The organism is Streptosporangium sp. NPDC020072 (genome assembly GCF_040631445.1).
Classification (GTDB): domain Bacteria; phylum Actinomycetota; class Actinomycetes; order Streptosporangiales; family Streptosporangiaceae; genus Streptosporangium.
Window position 1 is genome coordinate 68,266 of the sequence record NZ_JBEYAB010000017.1, and the last position, 16,149, is coordinate 84,414.

Sequence of the window (16,149 nt, forward strand, 5' to 3'; positions counted from 1 at the left end):
AGACCTAGCGTCACTTTCATGACTTCCGCTGACGGCGGCGAGCGGGAGCTGATCCTGCGGGTCGCGACGCGGCTCTTCGCCGCCCTTGGCTACGACGGAACCTCGACCAGTCAGATCACCGAGGCCGCCGGGGTCGACGTCGCCACGCTCAACGAGCACTTCGGCGGCAAGCGGGAGCTGTACCTCGCGGTCATGGAGCGCGCCCACCTGACCGAACTCGCCGATCTTGAGGGGACGATCGCGCAGATCGCCGCCGCGCCTCCGGGAGACCCCCTCGGGGAGCCCTCGGGGGCCGTGCACCGCCTGCTCGACAGCTACATCGACTTCTGCGTCAGGAACCCCGACATCGCCGCGTTGTGGATGCACCGCTGGCTGTCCGACGCCAGCGACGTCACCGAGCCGGAACGGCAGTACGTCCAGCCGGTGGTCCGGCGCATCAGCGAGACCCTGCGGTCCCTGGCCTCGCCGTCCGCCGACGTGATGTTCGCGGTCTGGACGGTGACGTGGTCGGCGCACGCCTTCTCCCGTGGCGGGGTCCTCGACGAGGAGGGCAACCACTGGAGCCCCGGCGACCCGGAGATCCTGCGCCGCTTCCGCGCCTACATGCACGACGTGGTGCACCACGCCCTCGGCCTGCCGGGTGATCCGCCTCGGTCGTGAGTCAGGGCCGTGACCTTCGGTTCCCTCCGGCGGACGGTACGCGACGGACCAGATAACAAATCGATTTACCCCGGTCAGGATATTGCGGTAAACCCGTCGCGGGTTCACGATGGGGACGCTCACTTGTGCCTCTTCCGGGGCGCCGGGGCACCCCCGGCGGGCGAGACCGTCAGCACGAGCCAGGCATGCGTTCCCAGGCCTGCGGGACGGACCGTCTGCCGCCGTCGCGGGACCGCCCGCGGACAGGACCCATCGAAAGGCGAGGTGCGCCCCCGCCTCGCGATCGGGCCACCCGTTCCCCCCACGGGTGGCCCGATCCCATTCCGGTCCTCTCAGAGACCTGATCCGCGCAGTCCGGAGACGACGGCGAGGGCGTCACGGGCGGAGGCGGCGTCGTGGACCCGGAAGACCCTGGCGCCCTGCCAGGCGGAGACCGCGAGGGTGGCGATGGTCCCGGCGTGCCGCTCGTCGACAGGCAGCCCGCCGAGGGTCTCGCCGACGAAGTCCTTGTTGGAGACCGCGACGAGCACCGGCCAGCCGGTGCCGACCATCTCGCCGAGGCGACGGCTGATCTCCAGGGAGTGCCGGGTGTTCTTGCCGAAGTCGTGCGCCGGGTCGATGAGGATCGACTCTCTGGCGACCCCGGCGGCGGCCGCCCGCTCGGCGAGGCCGACGGTGTGGTCGACGACGTCGGCGACCACGTCGTCGTAGGCGATGCGGTGCGGGCGGGTGCGCGGGGTCACGCCTCCCGCGTGCGCGCACACCAGGCCGATGCCGTGCCTGGCCGCGACGTCGGCCAGGCCGGGATCGACTCCACCCCAGGTGTCGTTGAGCAGGTCGGCGCCGGCCTCGGCGACGACCTCGCCGACCTCGGCGCGCCAGGTGTCGACGCTGATGACCAGATCGGGGTGACGGTCCCTGACCGCCGCGACCAGGCCGGCCACCCGGCGGATCTCCTCCGCGGGGTCCACCTCGTCGCCCGGTCCCGCCTTGACACCGCCGATGTCCACGATGTCCGCGCCGCCTTCGACGGCCCCGTCGACGGCCTTGAGCGCGGCCTCGAAGCCGTAGGTCCTGCCCCTGTCGTAGAAGGAGTCGGGGGTGCGGTTGACCACCGCCATGATCGCGAATTCGCCGGGCCGGAACTCACGGCCTCGCAGGCGCAAGATAGTCATCGATACCGAGCCTATCGGGCCGGTACCGGAGAGGCGGGCGCTCCCACCTGCGCCGCCTCCGGGGGTTGGGGAAACCGTGCCTCACGTGGAGGTCAGGCGGCCGACCCACCCTCGGCCACCGTGACGAAGTCCTGGGCGACGGAGGGCAGCCGCCGCCGCGCGTGGACGAGGGCGATCACCCTGCGGACCGAGGGGTCGAGGGAGCGGACCACCAGCCCGGCCCTGGCCGCCTGTTCGGCCATGCCCCGGTACCACAGCAGGGAGGCCGCTCCCGAGCGGACCGTGTTGAGCCAGTTGCCGCGCTCGTCGAGCTGTACGGCGGGCACGGGAGCGATGCCGTACTTGGTGAACAGGGCGTCGAACTCCCTGCGCCGGGCACTGCCGGGGACGGGCATGACCAGCCGCATGCCGTTGAGCCTGTTCATCGGGACCGGGTCGGGCAGGTCCAGGCCGGACGGGGAGATCAGCACGATCTCCTGGCGTTCCAGCGGATGGCTGACCAGGTCGGCCGGGACGGGCAGGTCCGTCAGGCCGAGATCGGCCCGCTGGTCCCTGATGGCGTTGACCACGCCGTCCCGGCCGTCGCAACGGACGATGTGCACGCGCACCCCTGGATGCTCGGCGGCGTAGGCGGGAAGGAGTCGTCCGGCCAGCCCCGGTTCGAGGCTGGGGGTCGAGGCGATGCGCAGTTCCGCGTCGGCCTGGTGGCCGTGGGCGGACAGTGCCTCGATCTCCCTGACTGCGTCGAGCGCCTCCCGGGCCAGCTTGACCACCCGGCGCCCCTGCGCCGTGACGACCACGCCGCGCCCGGAACGGGCGAACAACGTCATTCCCAACTCTCGCTCAAGGTCTCTGATCGCGCGGGAAAGCGCGGGCTGCGCGATGTACAGCGACCTGGCCGCATCTGTCATGGTGCGGTGCTCCGCCGTCGCGACCACGTAGCGGAGCTGCTGCAGATTCATGGCTTCGACGCTAGGACACGGGCCCGGGGTCGGTCCCGGACATTGCAGAGATCACCTTTGACGATTTCAGAATGTAACCGTATATAGCGACATCCGTGACGGATGATAAATCAGTATGCTTACGCCCCAAATTCGATAAAAGTCCGGTCATTCGTGGACGGCCGGACACTCGGGTTAACGGGGAGACAGCGTGACAGGCAACGGGCACAACCCTCCACAACCACCGTGGCCTCAAGGGCCTCAGGGGCCCCAGGGCCCCCAGGGGCACCCCCGTCCCGCACCGCCGCCTCCCGCCTGGCCCGCCGCGCCGCCTCAGGGACCACCACAGGGACCGCCTCCCGGCCCGCCGCAGGGGATGCCCGGACAGCCGTACCCGTCCGCGCCGCAGCCTCCTCCCGGGCAGGGTTTCCCCCCGGGTTACGGCTATCCGCCGCCCGGTCAGGCAGGCCCAAGACCCGGCCCCAACCAGGGATACGGTCACCCGCCCGCCCCGCCGCAGGGCTATCCGCCCCAGAACCCGGGACCGCAGGGCTACCCGCCCGCGGGCCAGGGGTATCCGCCGCCGCCCGCGCAGGGCTACCCCCGGCCCGGGCCCCAGGGGCAGCCGCCCTACCCCGGGGCGCCCCAGGGGCAGCCGCCGTACGGCGCGCCGATCCCGCCACCTCCTCCCGTCTCTCCCGCTCCGTGGCAGCCGCCGCAGCGGCGCTCGGGAGGCGCCGGAGTGATCGTGGTGAGCGTCTTCGGTGTGATCGCGCTGCTCTTCATCGGGCTCGTGGTCGCCGGGTCGATCATCAAGAACCGTTACCGGGACTCGGCCCCGCACTTCGCCGTGCCCACCTACACGCCCTCCCCCTTGGAGACCTCGCGGCCGGCCACCGAGGACACGCCCACACCCACACCGACGGAGACGCCGCAGGAGACGAAGCCGACGGACGTGCCCAGCCCCTCGAAGGAGGTCGTCCGCAACACCACCCTGGAGGGCAACACCCTCTACCGGACCGGTGGCCTGCCCACGGTGAGCTGTTCCGCGGGCTCGCCGAGCATCTACAGCCACAGCCAGCTCAAGGGGCTGATCCTGAAGACCTCCAAGTGCCTGGACAAGGGGTGGTCGCGGATCCTCGGCGAGCAGGGCATCGACTGGAGCCCGCCCGGCTACGCCATCGTCTCGGGCCGGGGACGCGGGGCGTGCGGGGACTTCCCCCAGATCGGCAGCATCGTGCCGTACTACTGCCCGCGCAACCACACCATCTACGCCTCGACCGGCGCCATGGCCAAGGGATCGGGCAACAGCCTCGGATACGGCCAGATCGTCGGCTGGCACGGCGCGATCATCAGCATGATGGCCCATGAGTACGGCCACCACGTGCAGCAGCTGACCGGCCTGTCCGACAGCTGGTGGCAGAAGACGCAACGCTCGTCGAGCAGGAGCGGCAGGCTCGCGCTGAGCCGCAGGTTCGAGCTCCAGGCCACCTGCTTCGGCGGGATGTTCATGCGTTCGGTCGCGAGCACCTACCCGGTCACCCCGGCCAGGCGCAACACGCTCTACTACTTCTACTCGCGGGTCGGGGACTGGCCCGGTTACCCCCGTGACCACGGGACTCCGGCGAACAACAACCGCTGGTTCCGCCAGGGCTACGAGAAGAACAAGACCTTCCAGTGCAACACCTGGCTGGCCTCCTCCTCCTCGACGTCATAGCTTAAATACTCATTAACCGAAGTTTGGTTGTCTGTCTGCCATGTCCATGTATGGGGCTAGAATCCTGCCAATTCCATGTAATCGGGGGACCTCGGCTGTTTTGCCAGGTGGACCGGGGTAGGACGCAGTAGGAAGCGGTGTGATCATGCGCCATGGGCAGGGCCCGGGGGACTCTTCCGGCGATGACGGGAAACGGCACGCCCCTGAGCAGGACCCGGGGGTCACCCCCGGCGCCCCCGCCGCCGACGTTCCCGGCGCTCCGGGAACCCCCGACGCCCCCGGTGTTCTCGGCGCCCCCGGTCCTCCCTCGGCCGGGGCCGGCGAGGGGGCCGGGAAGACCGCCCAGCCCCCGGGAGAGGACGCCCGGATCCCACAGGGCCCGGGAGACCTCGCACAGGGCCCGCCTCCCGTGGCGCGACCGGCAGGGAAACGGCCCAGGTTCGCCAAGCCGCTGACGACCGCCTCGCTCGTCGGCTGGACCGGGCTCTCGGTGGTCCTGCCCGGCGCGGCCCACCTGCGCGCGGGACACCGCCGTACCGGCTACGCGCTGCTGGGCGTCTTCGCCGCGCTCCTGGTCGCCGCGGCGGTCGTCGCGTTCGTCGTCCTTCCCGGCAACGTGGGCTTCCTGACCAGGGACAGCACGCTGACGAGCGCGGTGGCCCTGGCCGGCGCCGGAGCCCTCGCCTGGTTCCTGATCGTGCTCTCCTCCTACATCTCCCTGCGTCCGAGGAGGCTCAGCGGCAGGGGACAGATCGTCTCCGGCGTCGCGATCGGCCTGCTGTGCGTCGGGGTGATGTCGCCGTTCGCCCTGGTGGCGAACACCGTGCTGACCGCCAAGAACACGGCCAACGCCATCTTCCAGAGCTCGACCGACAACCCGGCCGTGGTCCCCGTCAAGCACGAGGATCCGTGGAACGGACGCGACCGGGTGAACTTCCTGCTCGTCGGCGGCGACGGCGCGGGCAACAGGGACGGCATCAGGACCGACAGCATGACCGTGGCCAGTGTGCAGGTCTCGACCGGCAACACGGTCATGTTCAGCCTGCCCCGCAACCTGCAGCACGTCCGCTTCCCTCCGGACGGCACGCTCGGCAGGCAGTTCCCCAACGGCTTCATGCGCGAACTGCCCAACGGCGGCCTGCTCAACGAGGTGTGGCAGTACGGCGAGGAGCACCCCGAGGTCGTCCAGGGCAAGGACGGTCAGCGCGGGCCCAGGGCTCTCATGGAGGCGATCGGCTACACCCTCAACCTGAGGATCGACTACTACGCGCTGATCAACATGTTCGGCTTCGCCCACCTGGTCGACGCCATCGGCGGCCTGAAGATCCGGGTGGACAGGGACGTCCCGTGGGGCGGCCTCTACGGCACCGCCGGCACCATCAGGGCCGGCTACCGGACGCTGTCGGGTGAGGAGGCCCTCTGGTACGGCCGCTCCCGTGTCGGCAGCGACGACTTCTCCCGGATGAGCCGCCAGCGCTGCGTCATCGGCGCCTTCGCCCAGCAGGCGACCCCCTCGGTCGTGCTCACCAACTTCGTCAAGATCGCGAACGTCGCCAAGAAGATGGCCAAGACCGACATCCCCCGTGAGCTGCTCGACCCGCTGACCGAGCTGGCCCTCAAGGTCAAGAACGCCAGGATCACCAGCCTGCAGTTCGTGCCGCCGGAGTTCTACTCCGGCTCCCCCGACTGGCGGAAGATCCGCGCCGCGACCGTCAGGGCGCTGCGCCAGTCCGAGCGGCCCGCCCGCCGGGCCCAGGCCGCCGGGGTGACGGCCTCGCCGGGCGTGAGCGGGGCAACGGCCTCCCCCACGGGCGGCGACGGCACGCCCGCGGCGACCCCCTCGACCACGCGGCCCACGCCGCACCGGACGGCGCCGCAGACACCGCGCGAGACGCCCACCCAGAACGGCGCCACCGCCAAGTCGCTGAGCGAGATCTGCGGCTTCTGACCCACTCGTCCTGGGCGGGCGGGCCCCGGTTCTGCGCCCGCCCGTCCAGGGGTCCGGTAGCAGGCCGGAGCGGTCCCCGGTGCCGCGATCATGTCCGCCGGGACAGTGATCGGCGACCTTCCGGAGAAGGAAATCAACCCTGGCGTTTTGCTGGGATTGGTGACATAAGGCCTGTTCAGAGGCATTTTTCACGGCTGGACGGGGCCGCCGGAAATGCAGGAACGTGGGGAGAGTTCGATCCCCTCGAATCCGGTGGTGCGCCATGCGAGTCCTGATCCAGCTCCGCCCAACCCCCGACATCGTCGCGGCCGTGGCCGACCCGGGTGTCGCCACGACCACGGCCGACGTGTCCGACGGCCTGCCCGGGGTCGTCCTCGACCACTCCTTCGTCCCGGTCGCGGTGCCCCGCCCGGTACCGGCGGCCGGGGGCGACCCGCTGTCCCTGAACCAGGCACTGACCTTCTCCTTCGCCGCCGAACACGCCTCGGTCCTGGTCCGCGGCGAGATCTCCGACGACGAGCTCTCCACCAGGGTCACGCTGCTGCCCAACACCCGCTCCGACGTCATCGGGGTGCACGCCGACCCGGTGATCGGGTCGAGCATCGTCTGCGGCGGCGACGCCCCCGTCGGCGACTGGCACGACGTGGAGCGGCTGCTGCGCGTCGCCGAGCTCAGGTCGGAGGGGCTGGACGGCTCCGGCGTCCCCCTGGCCGTCGTGGACACCGGCATCAACGCCGCACACGTCGCCCAGCGCATCGGACACGCCCCGATCATCGACTCCGCCCACAGCTGGAACCCCTCCGGCGTCTCCGGGACCGCGGGCCGGTTCGAGGTCGACCACGGCACGATGTGCGCCTTCGACGCACTGATCAGCGCCTCGAAGGCGTCGTTGATCGACATTCCCGTGCTGCTCTCCCGGCGTCCCGGCGGCTCGGAGATCGACGGCCTGCTCTCCGACGCCGTCGCCGCCTTCGCCCACCTGCGCACCGTGCTCGACTCCCTGCCCGCCGCGACCCGGTCGCTGGTCGTCAGCAACAGCTGGGGCTCCTTCTCCCCCGAGTGGGACTTCCCCGTCGGCCACCCCGGCAACTACTCCGACAACGCGGCCCACCCGTTCAACCTGATCGTCTCCAGCCTTGAGCAGGCGGGCGCCGACGTGCTGTTCGCCGCGGGCAACTGCGGGCGCGACTGCAGGGACCGCCGGTGCGCCTACCCCGACCGCCCGATCGGCGGCGCCAACTCGCACCCGAGCGTGCTGTCCGTCGCCGGTGCGGACACCGAGGGCGAGCGGGTCGGCTACTCCTCCCAGGGGCCCGGCCGTCTCGCCCAGCGCAAGCCCGACATCTGCTCCTACACCCACTTCTCCGGCTCCGGGGCTTTCGGCGAGGGCTCGCCCGACTCGGGCACCTCCGCGGCCTGCCCCGTCGCCGCCGGACTGGTCGCGGCCATCCGCACCCGCTGGCCCGCCGCCGTACTGTCCCCCTCGCAACTGCGCACCCTGCTGCACCGCACCGCGGACGACCGGGGCGGTGTCGGCTACGACTACGACTACGGCTACGGCCTGCTGGACGTCGCGGGGGTTCTCGCCGCACTGCGGCGCAGAGACCGGCGTGCGGCGTAGCGGCGGCACGGTCATGGTCCTCATCACCGTACGGCTGCCGCCGCAGGCCACACTCGAACAGGCCACGCACCGCCTCGGCCTCAGGGACGAGGAGGTCGACCTGGGCTACGACCTGGTGCTCATCGATCCCCGCAGGGGCCTGTACGGCCTGCGCGTGACCGAGGCCGCCGCCGACCGGATCTCCCCGGTCGCCTTCGGAGGCACGGGCCCCCACTCCGACCCCCGCATCGAGCCGTACGGCCCGCCGCGCTAGGCCGAGCACCGGCAGGGAAACACGAAAAGGCCCGGCCGAAAAAGAAGAACAACCGGAAAACCGTATCTCCTTTTCTGTCACGTAGCCTTCCGGAGGCATTTCCGGAACAGGTGGCGGCCGTTTTCCCGCCTTTTCCGCTCCCTGATCCTCGTGCACCCTTGGTCCGTGGAACCCGGCGCCGGCCCCCTTATCCCGGCGCCGGGGAAATCATTCACCGTGACCATGGAGGGGAAATGCCCGAGAGGAAGAGCGATTACGGCCCGGCACGATTACCGGGGGCGGTTCGCACGGCCGCCGTACTCGTCGGGGCCCTGTCCGCCGTCCTGGCCACGGCCGGACCCGGAGTGGCCCTGCCCGCCCCCGCCCCCGCCCCCGCCCCCGCCACGGCTGCGGCCGCGCAGTGCGGTGACGTGGTGACGGCGAACCTCGTCCTGACCGCCGACCTGGTGTGCCAGGGCACCGGGCTGACCATCGGCGCGGACAACGTCACCGTCGACCTCGCGGGCCACACCGTCAGCGGGGCGCCCGCCGTCCAGATCCCCGACCGCAGGGGCACGACGCTGGTCAACGGCACGCTCACCGGCTCCCAGTCGCTCACCGCCGCCGGTTCCCAGCTGATCTCGCCGATCCCGCTGACGGTCTCGGGAGTCCGGCTCGGGGCGCAGACGAAGCTGACCAACGCCTCCGCCGTCCTCGGTCAGGGTTCCGGCGGCTGCACGGTCAACGGGATCAGGGCCCAGGACTCCTGGGTGACGCTCGACGGCTGCGAGGCGCGCGACCAGCTGTATCTGCGCCAGTCGACGGGCACCGTGCGCGCGAGCAGACTGACCTCCGGCTCCCTGCGGCTTGAGCAGTCCAGCAGGGGGCGCTACGAGAACAACGTCTTCGACGACTTCACCGTGCTCCTCTACGACATGTCCCGCGAGAACGTGTTCACCGGCAACGTCCTGAAGAACGCGGAAAGCGCCTTCTACACGGCCATGCCGCAGTCGCCGAACGTCACCAACACGATCCAGGACAACGACATCAGGAACAACGACATCGGCTTCGAGGCCGATGACGTCACCGGTTTCACCATCAAGGGCAACCGGTTCACCTCCAACCGCACCGCGGGCGTCCTCGTCGACAACGGCATCAGGCGCGCGAACTCGGAGTGGATCTCCGGCAACGTGTTCACCGGCAACGGCCTGCGGCCCAGCGGGGTCAAGGATCGTGACGGCAACCCGGTCGCGGGTGGCGTCCACGTCCGCACCGTCCCCGAGTCCCGGATCAACCTGTCCGGCAACGTCGGCAGGTTCAACGGCGGCTACCTCATCTGGGCTCCCGCGGGTCAGGTCGTCGACGGCGGCGGCAACAAGGGCCCCTGCGGGCCGGTGCCCAACCCCGACCTGACCTGCCTCTGACCACGCGTTCCCGCGTTCCGTTCCATCCGCCGTCCTCTCGGCCCGCCGACCTCCGTGCGCGCCGAGTCCACACTGTCGGATTTATCACCAAATTTCAGGAAAAGCGGTGTGGGCAGGTTCGGTGGAACCGATCGCCGAAGACGGCACGCGTGACCGTCGCCGCCGCGCCTGCGGCGACCGTGCTCGGGGCGGCCCGCGCCGCCCCGGCCTCGGCGCGCGTCCCGGATGCGGGAGCGGGCGAACGACCCCCCTGCGGCGGGACGGGCCGGTCCCTGGCCTGAGGAGGCCGACTTCCGGGCGGGGCGGATGATCCCCGAGCGATATGATCTTCCCTCAGTTCACCCGGCCAACGACCCACGGGGAGTCATTCGTGCCGCTGCGCGAGCGTGCCCGCGCCGTTCTGGAGGCTCCGCGCTTCCAGCAGGCCGTCATCGCGATCATCCTGGTCAACGCCGCGACCCTGGGACTGGAGACCTCCGAGGTGGCGGTCGAGCGGTACGGCACGGCCCTGACCGTCATCGACCACGCCGCGCTCTACGTCTTCGTCGCCGAGTTGCTTGCCAAGGTCTACGTCTACCGGGGCCGGTTCTTCGCCGACCCGTGGAACCTGTTCGACACCTCGATCGTGACGATCTCCCTGTTGCCCGTCGCCAGTGGCCTCTCGGTGTTGCGGGCGTTGCGCATCCTGCGGGCGCTGCGCCTGATCTCGGTCGTGCCGAGTCTGCGCAGGGTGGTGACGGCGCTGCTCAACGCGGTGCCCGGGATGACGTCGATCGTGCTGCTGCTCGGCCTGGTGCTCTACGTGGCGGCGGTGATGGGCGCCAAGCTCTATCACGACACCGCGCCGGACTACTTCGGGGACCTGCCGACCTCGCTGTTCACCCTGTTCCAGATGATGACCGGGGACGGATGGTCGGACATCACCCGGGAGGTCATGGACGAGCACCCGGCGGCCTGGATCTTCTTCGTGGCCTTCATGCTGGTGTGCACCTTCGTGGTGCTGAACCTCTTCATCGCCGTCGTGGTCAGGGCCATGGAGGACGAGCACGCCGAGCAGTCGGCCGAGGCCGCGGCCCAGGAGGCCCTGACGGTCAGGGAGACGAACGAGGCGGTGCTCGCGGAGCTGACCGCGCTCAGGGCGGAGATCCGCGAGTTGCGGGACCGGGTCCCGGTGACGCCCGCCGGCCGCTGACCGGTGGGCGGGCGCCAGCGGTGAGCCGTCAGCGGGAGTAGAACTCCACGACGAGCTGCTCGTCGACCGGGATCACGATCTGCTCGCGCAGCGGGCGGCCGACGAGGGTGAACCTCAGGTCGGTGTGGCTGACGTCGAGGTAGGCGGCGATCCGGTCGTCGGCGTAGACGCCCTCCGCAGCCGCGACGAACGGCTGCATCGTCCTGGACCTCTGACGGACCGCGATGACCTGGCCGGGCTTGACCAGGTAGCTGGGGATGTCGACCTTGCGGCCGTCCACGGTGATGTGGCCGTGGGAGATGTACTGACGGGCCGCGTAGATCGACGGGGCGAGACCCGCCCGCAGGACCAGGGAGGCCAGACGGCTCTCCAGCAGCACGACCAGCTCGGCTCCCGAACGGCCGGTGCCACGCAGCGCCATGTCCCAGTAGCGGCGCATCTGCCGCTCGGAGACGTCGTAGTACCAGCGCAGCTTCTGCTTCTCCATCAGCCGCAGGCCGTAGTCACCGGTCTGCCGCCTGTTCGTCTTGCGCCCGTGCTCGCCCGGAGGGTACGGCCGCTCCTCGAAGTAGCGCACGGCCTTGCGGGTCAGCGGGACGCCCGCCCTGCGGGACAGCCGCACCTTGGGCCCGGTGTAGCGCACGGTCACTCCTCTGTGATTAGGTTTGCCTTAGTGAGGTAAGCCTTACCTTAGGTCAAGGATCCCCCGATCTCAAGGAGAGCCTGTTCATGCAGCCCGTCACCGCTCCCCCGATCCCCGAACGGGTCCGCACCCTCGCCGCCACGGCCGTCCCGACCCACGTGTCCCTGACCGGGACCCGCCTGCCCGCCTCGCCCGCCAGGGGAGGCGTCGACGACCGGGGCCGCCCGGTGCTGCTGGTCATGCCGGGAGATCCGCTCCACGACGCGCTCGACGAACCCGTGGTGACCGTCGACCTGACGGCCAGCCGCAGTCTCGGAGCCGTCCAGGCCTCGCGCGGCCTGCTCAAGGTGCAGGGGTGGGCGCAGGCCGTACCCGATGGGGAGGCGCGGCAGGCCGCAATCGCGATCGCCGAACGCTGCCCCGACGAGGCGCTGTTCGAGGCTCTTGAGGGCCGTGGCCCCCGGCTGCTGCGGATCGACGTCGGCCAGGTGATCTATCTCACCGGCCCGGAGTCGGGGGTGCTCGACGGTGAGGAGTATCTCGGCGCCCGCCCCGACCCCCTGATGGACGTCGCCGAACGCCTGCTCGGCCATGTCAACGGCACACACCGCGACCAGCTTGAGACGGCGCTGGCCTGCCTGCTCGACGGGCCCGTCCCCGACGTATGGCTCTGGGAGCTCGACAGGTTCGGCGCGACCGTCCGCTCAGGCGTCGACGAGCCGACGCTGATCCGTCTGCCCTGGCCCGTCCCCGTCTCCGACGCCGGGTCCCTTGAGCGCGCCCTGCGCTGCCTGCTCTGTCACCGCTGACACGCCCGGCCCTGCTCCCGTTCTCCCCGGCCGCGCCCCTGTCCGTTCACGGGACGCGCGGGGAGAGGGGTTGTCTCAGCTCTCGGGGACGACCTCCCTGGTGGTACGGATGACCTCGTCGACGAGCCCGTAGTCCCTGGCCTCGGTCGCGGTGAACCAGCGGTCGCGGTCCCAGTCCTCCTCGATCTGTTCCAGCGTCTGGCCGGTGTGGAAGGCGATCCGCTCACGCATGAGCTGCTTTGTGTACAGCATCTGCTCGGCCTGAATGGCGATGTCGGTGGCGGTGCCGCCCAGGCCTCCCGAGGGCTGGTGCATGATGATCCTGGCGTGCGGCAGCACGTAACGCTTGCCCGGCGCCCCCGCGCACAGCAGGAACTGCCCCATGGAGCCCGCGATGCCCATCGCGACCGTGGCGACGTCGTTGGGGATGTACTGCATGACGTCGTAGATGGCCATGCCCGCCGAGACAGAGCCGCCCGGCGAGTTGATGTAGAGCCAGATGTCACGCCGGTCGTCGTCCGCGGACAGCAGGAGCAGCTCGGCGCAGATCCTGTTGGCCACCTCGTCGTTCACCTCCGTGCCGAGGACGACGATCCGTTTACGCAAAAGCCGCTGGTAGAGCTGATCCTCGGCGACGGGCCGCGAATTGGTCATCTCTTTCACCCACCCCGGAGCTGAATTTACGAATGACGATTCATCGCGACCATAACGCTCCCTGGCCGGCGTTCCCGCGCCGTTCGCTGTGAGCGCTTTCCGCTCACAGCGCACCTGGGAGCGGCTCCCATGGGTGACAGACAAACCTCCACCCCTGCCTCATCAAAGGATCAAGGCATCGTTCAAGATATGGGGATGCGACCGATCTCACCCGAACGCCGGGGCGGGCGAACCCGCCCGGAGCGCGACCGTCGGAGCGTGTCATGAACTCCCCCATCCGTGTCCTGGACGCCCACACCACGAACCGCTGGGCGGACGTCGGAGCGTTGATCTTCGAGTACATGGGAGCGACCCAGGCGGAGCTCGGTCTCCCTGTCCCGGTCTCCCTCGACGAGCTGCCCGCCCGCATGCAGAACGAATGCCGCGACCCCGGGTCCGTCTACCGCGACCCCGGCGTGTTCCTCGTCGCCTGCCACGACGACAGGCCGATCGGCGGCGTGGGTCTCAAGCCCCTCCCCGGGACGGACGCCGTCCAGGTGAGCCGTCTCTACGCGCGTCCCGGCCACCGTGGCGGGACGGGCAAACTGCTGATGGAGCACGCGCACAGACATGCCGAGCAGCGGGGTTTCGCCCGGCTGGTCCTCGACGTCATGCCCCAGCGACACCAGGTCATCGGCCTCTACCGCCGTCTCGGCTACACCGAGGTCGAGCGCGAGGACCACCGCTCCTTCCGCATGCTCTCCATGGAACGGCTCATCACCCCCGCGTAGCCCCTTTCCCGCAGGCCCATGTTTATCTCCCTCGTCCTCGGACACTGGATATCCCTGTGCGGGGAAACTCCACATAGAGGATGTAAGGGGATGAATCACTCATGGGTGCGGAAGACAAGGTCTCCAACAAGGCCGAGGAACTCGGGGGCAAGGTCAAGGAGGGCGCCGGGCGCCTCACCGACGACGAACGGCTTGAGGCCGAAGGTCGCGCCGACCAGAGCAAGAGCCACCTCAAGCAGGCGGGCGAGAAGCTGAAGGACGGCGCCGAGAAGGTCAAGGACGCCTTCAAGGACTGATTCCACCGGTCTCGCCGTGCCGTACGAGGCCCGGCGAGACCCGAGGTCCGCGAGGAAGGGGGACCGGTATGACGGTGACGCGGTTCCATGACCTGCCGCTGGCCGACTCCAGGCGACGCTGGAACAAGGAGGCCGCCGAGAGACGCGTACGCGCCTGGGCGGGGGCACAGCACAGGCCGAACGCCAAGTACCGCGAGGCCCACCTCTGGTACGACGGCGGCGAGCCCGACGAGTTCGGAAGCTACAAACTGCCCTTCGCCGACGTGATCGACGGTGAGCTCAAGGCCGTCCCGCGCGCGCTGCACGCCGCCGCGGGCGTCGTCGAAGGGGCCAGAGGCGGGGTCGACGTCCCCGGTGGCGACGTCGGGCCGATCAAGTCCCATCTGGCCAGGTACTACTCCAAGATGCACGAGACACCGCCCTGGGAGGACTGAGCGCGGGGCCACACCCGCCGGAGAACCCCGCCCGAAGGAGGAGACGATGACACCCGAGGAACAGCCGGAGCGGATGTCCGCGGACGGCAAGCCCATGGTCGGCGCGACACCCCGCGACGTGGTCCACATCAGGCTCGGCTCGTTCGCGTTGATCGCGGCCGTCGGCATCGGTGTGCTCGGCTTCGTGGCGGGTCTGACCTGGCTGACCGTGGTGATGGCGCTGGCGGTCGTCGTCGCGGTCGTCGACATCGCCCTGGCGGTCCGACGCCAGTCGCACGCCAGGAAGGGCACGACGACCGAGGCGGGCTGAGCGCCCTTCCTGGAGGACCGCCGCCCGCAGGCACGGCCCTCGGGAGTACAGGCTCCCCGTGGGCGCGGCCGGGTACCGGCCCTCAGGAGGGGGCGTCCACGGCCTCGGGCGACAGGATGTGGTCCAGGACCATGTGCGCGCAGCCGACGATGCCCGCGCCGGGACCGAGTCTGCTCCGCTCGATCCGCAGGTTACGGGTCGACAGGGCCGTCGAGCGCCGGTGGACGACCTCGCGCACCCCGGCGAGCAGCGGCTGGAAGGTCTCGGCCACGTCCCCGCCCAGCACGACCACGGCGGGGTTGAGCAGGTTGACGGCGGTGGCGACGACCTCGCCGAGCATCCTGGCCGCGTTGCGGACGACGGTCATGGTCTCGGCGTCGCCCGCCCGCACCAGGCTCACCACGTCCGCAAGGGTTCTCACCTCGTGGCCCCTGGCGCGCAGGTCACGCAGGATCGCGGTGCCGCTGGCGACGGAGTCGACGCAGTCGACGTTGCCGCACCGGCAGAGCACCCCGCCGCCGTCGCGGACCGGGATGTGCCCGATCTCCCCGGCGGCGCCGAGCGCGCCGCGCAGGATCTCGCCGCCCGCGATGATGCCGGAGCCGATCCGGGTCGAGACCTTGATGAACAGCAGGTCGTCGGCCTGCCCAGCGTAGACGGCCCGGTGCTCGCCGATCGCGATGACGTTGACGTCGTTGTCGAGGAAGACCGGGGCGGGGAAACGGTCCGCGATGATCGGCGGGATCGTGACACCGGTCCAGCTCGCCATGATGCGGGCGCTCTCGGTACGGCCCGCCGCGAACTCGACCGTCGCGGGCACCCCGAGGCCGACCCCGCGCACCTGGGAGACGGGCCGGTCGCCGAGCAGTTCGCCCCAGGTCCGCATGACCAGGGGGAGGACGACGTCCGGCCCCTCCTCGACGTCGATGGCGAGGTCGGCGCGGGCCAGCTCTCCGCCCGCGAGGTCGCACACGGCGATCTGTGTCTTGCTCGCCCCGAGGGAGCCGACCAGCACGACGCCGCCCGAGGCGTTGAAGACCAGGCGGGTCGGCGGGCGGCCTCCGGTGGAGGGACCGTCGCTGTCCTCGATGACGAGGCGGCGGTCCAGCAGCTCGGTGACCCGAAGCGAGACGGCGGGCCGGGACAGGCCGGTGACCCGGCCGATGTCCGCGCGCGTGATCGCCTCACCGGTGCGAATGAGGCGCAGAACCTCACCGCTGGTGGCGAGCGCGGCAGCGGGACGACGAGGCATCCGCTAAGTGAACCACACCCGCTTAGGAAATGAAAAGTTCAAACTTTCTCATCTAAGATGACAAAACTCCG

General features: G+C 70.3%; 17 protein-coding genes. 12 read left to right on the forward strand and 5 right to left on the reverse strand.

Annotation, left to right across the window (positions count from 1 at the left end):
- The first annotated feature begins 18 nt into the window (after window positions 1-18).
- Window positions 19-660 carry a TetR/AcrR family transcriptional regulator gene (locus tag ABZ470_RS34480; RefSeq protein ID WP_352009374.1) on the forward strand — a complete coding sequence of 214 codons (642 nt, stop codon included), beginning with the start codon at window positions 19-21 and terminating at the stop codon, window positions 658-660.
- A gap of 332 nt (window positions 661-992) precedes the next feature.
- On the opposite strand, the gene folP is transcribed toward ABZ470_RS34480, so the two are convergent.
- Window positions 993-1,835 carry a dihydropteroate synthase gene (folP, locus tag ABZ470_RS34485; protein WP_352009373.1) on the reverse strand — a complete coding sequence of 281 codons (843 nt, stop codon included), beginning with the start codon at window positions 1,833-1,835 and terminating at the stop codon, window positions 993-995.
- A 92-nt stretch (window positions 1,836-1,927) separates the two neighbouring features.
- The gene (locus ABZ470_RS34490; RefSeq protein ID WP_352009372.1) at window positions 1,928-2,797 is read right to left on the reverse strand and encodes a LysR family transcriptional regulator; all 870 of its coding nucleotides are present in this window, start codon (window positions 2,795-2,797) and stop codon (window positions 1,928-1,930) included.
- Window positions 2,798-3,152: 355 nt separating this feature from the next.
- On the opposite strand from ABZ470_RS34490, the gene ABZ470_RS34495 reads away from it, so the two are divergent.
- From ABZ470_RS34495 to ABZ470_RS34520, 6 genes are all read left to right on the forward strand, one after another.
- Window positions 3,153-4,493 carry a neutral zinc metallopeptidase gene (locus ABZ470_RS34495; RefSeq protein WP_362916687.1) on the forward strand — a complete coding sequence of 447 codons (1,341 nt, stop codon included), beginning with the start codon at window positions 3,153-3,155 and terminating at the stop codon, window positions 4,491-4,493.
- A gap of 145 nt (window positions 4,494-4,638) precedes the next feature.
- Window positions 4,639-6,441 (forward strand): LCP family protein, encoded by a 1,803-nt coding sequence (locus ABZ470_RS34500; RefSeq protein ID WP_362916689.1) that lies wholly within the window; start codon window positions 4,639-4,641, stop codon window positions 6,439-6,441.
- Between the two features lie 262 nt (window positions 6,442-6,703).
- Window positions 6,704-8,062, forward strand: a complete 1,359-nt coding sequence (locus tag ABZ470_RS34505) for a S8 family serine peptidase (RefSeq protein WP_362916691.1) — start codon at window positions 6,704-6,706, stop codon at window positions 8,060-8,062.
- The gene (locus ABZ470_RS34510; protein ID WP_352009368.1) at window positions 8,052-8,315 is read left to right on the forward strand and encodes a hypothetical protein; all 264 of its coding nucleotides are present in this window, start codon (window positions 8,052-8,054) and stop codon (window positions 8,313-8,315) included. The genes ABZ470_RS34505 and ABZ470_RS34510 overlap by 11 nt, the downstream gene beginning before the upstream one ends.
- A 233-nt stretch (window positions 8,316-8,548) precedes the next feature.
- A complete protein-coding gene (locus tag ABZ470_RS34515; RefSeq protein WP_362916693.1) occupies window positions 8,549-9,718 on the forward strand; it encodes a right-handed parallel beta-helix repeat-containing protein in 1,170 nt (389 codons plus the stop codon).
- Between the two features lie 370 nt (window positions 9,719-10,088).
- Window positions 10,089-10,910, forward strand: a complete 822-nt coding sequence (locus ABZ470_RS34520; RefSeq protein WP_352009365.1) for an ion transporter — start codon at window positions 10,089-10,091, stop codon at window positions 10,908-10,910.
- Between the two features lie 28 nt (window positions 10,911-10,938).
- Here ABZ470_RS34520 and rpsD read toward each other — a convergent pair whose 3' ends face one another.
- Window positions 10,939-11,553: a 30S ribosomal protein S4 gene (gene rpsD, locus ABZ470_RS34525; protein ID WP_352009364.1), complete on the reverse strand. Its 615-nt coding sequence runs from the start codon at window positions 11,551-11,553 to the stop codon at window positions 10,939-10,941.
- An 86-nt stretch (window positions 11,554-11,639) separates the two neighbouring features.
- Between rpsD and ABZ470_RS34530 the strand changes: the two genes are divergently transcribed.
- Complete coding sequence (locus ABZ470_RS34530) at window positions 11,640-12,362, forward strand: DUF2470 domain-containing protein (RefSeq protein WP_352009363.1); 723 nt, start codon at window positions 11,640-11,642, stop codon at window positions 12,360-12,362.
- Between the two features lie 75 nt (window positions 12,363-12,437).
- Here ABZ470_RS34530 and ABZ470_RS34535 read toward each other — a convergent pair whose 3' ends face one another.
- A complete protein-coding gene (locus ABZ470_RS34535; protein ID WP_352009362.1) occupies window positions 12,438-13,016 on the reverse strand; it encodes an ATP-dependent Clp protease proteolytic subunit in 579 nt (192 codons plus the stop codon).
- A gap of 263 nt (window positions 13,017-13,279) precedes the next feature.
- Here ABZ470_RS34535 and ABZ470_RS34540 point away from each other — a divergent pair, with 263 nt between their 5' ends.
- The 4 genes from ABZ470_RS34540 (at window position 13,280) to ABZ470_RS34555 (ending at window position 14,826) form a co-directional block, all read left to right on the forward strand.
- On the forward strand, window positions 13,280-13,786 hold the full coding sequence (locus ABZ470_RS34540) for a GNAT family N-acetyltransferase (protein ID WP_352009361.1): 507 nt from the start codon (window positions 13,280-13,282) through the stop codon (window positions 13,784-13,786).
- A gap of 101 nt (window positions 13,787-13,887) precedes the next feature.
- Complete coding sequence (locus tag ABZ470_RS34545; RefSeq protein ID WP_352009360.1) at window positions 13,888-14,082, forward strand: CsbD family protein; 195 nt, start codon at window positions 13,888-13,890, stop codon at window positions 14,080-14,082.
- Between the two features lie 68 nt (window positions 14,083-14,150).
- On the forward strand, window positions 14,151-14,516 hold the full coding sequence (locus ABZ470_RS34550) for a hypothetical protein (RefSeq protein ID WP_362916695.1): 366 nt from the start codon (window positions 14,151-14,153) through the stop codon (window positions 14,514-14,516).
- A 46-nt stretch (window positions 14,517-14,562) separates the two neighbouring features.
- Window positions 14,563-14,826: a hypothetical protein gene (locus ABZ470_RS34555; RefSeq protein ID WP_352009358.1), complete on the forward strand. Its 264-nt coding sequence runs from the start codon at window positions 14,563-14,565 to the stop codon at window positions 14,824-14,826.
- Window positions 14,827-14,908: 82 nt separating this feature from the next.
- On the opposite strand, the gene ABZ470_RS34560 is transcribed toward ABZ470_RS34555, so the two are convergent.
- Window positions 14,909-16,078 (reverse strand): ROK family transcriptional regulator, encoded by a 1,170-nt coding sequence (locus ABZ470_RS34560; protein WP_352009357.1) that lies wholly within the window; start codon window positions 16,076-16,078, stop codon window positions 14,909-14,911.
- Window positions 16,079-16,149: the final 71 nt, after the last annotated feature.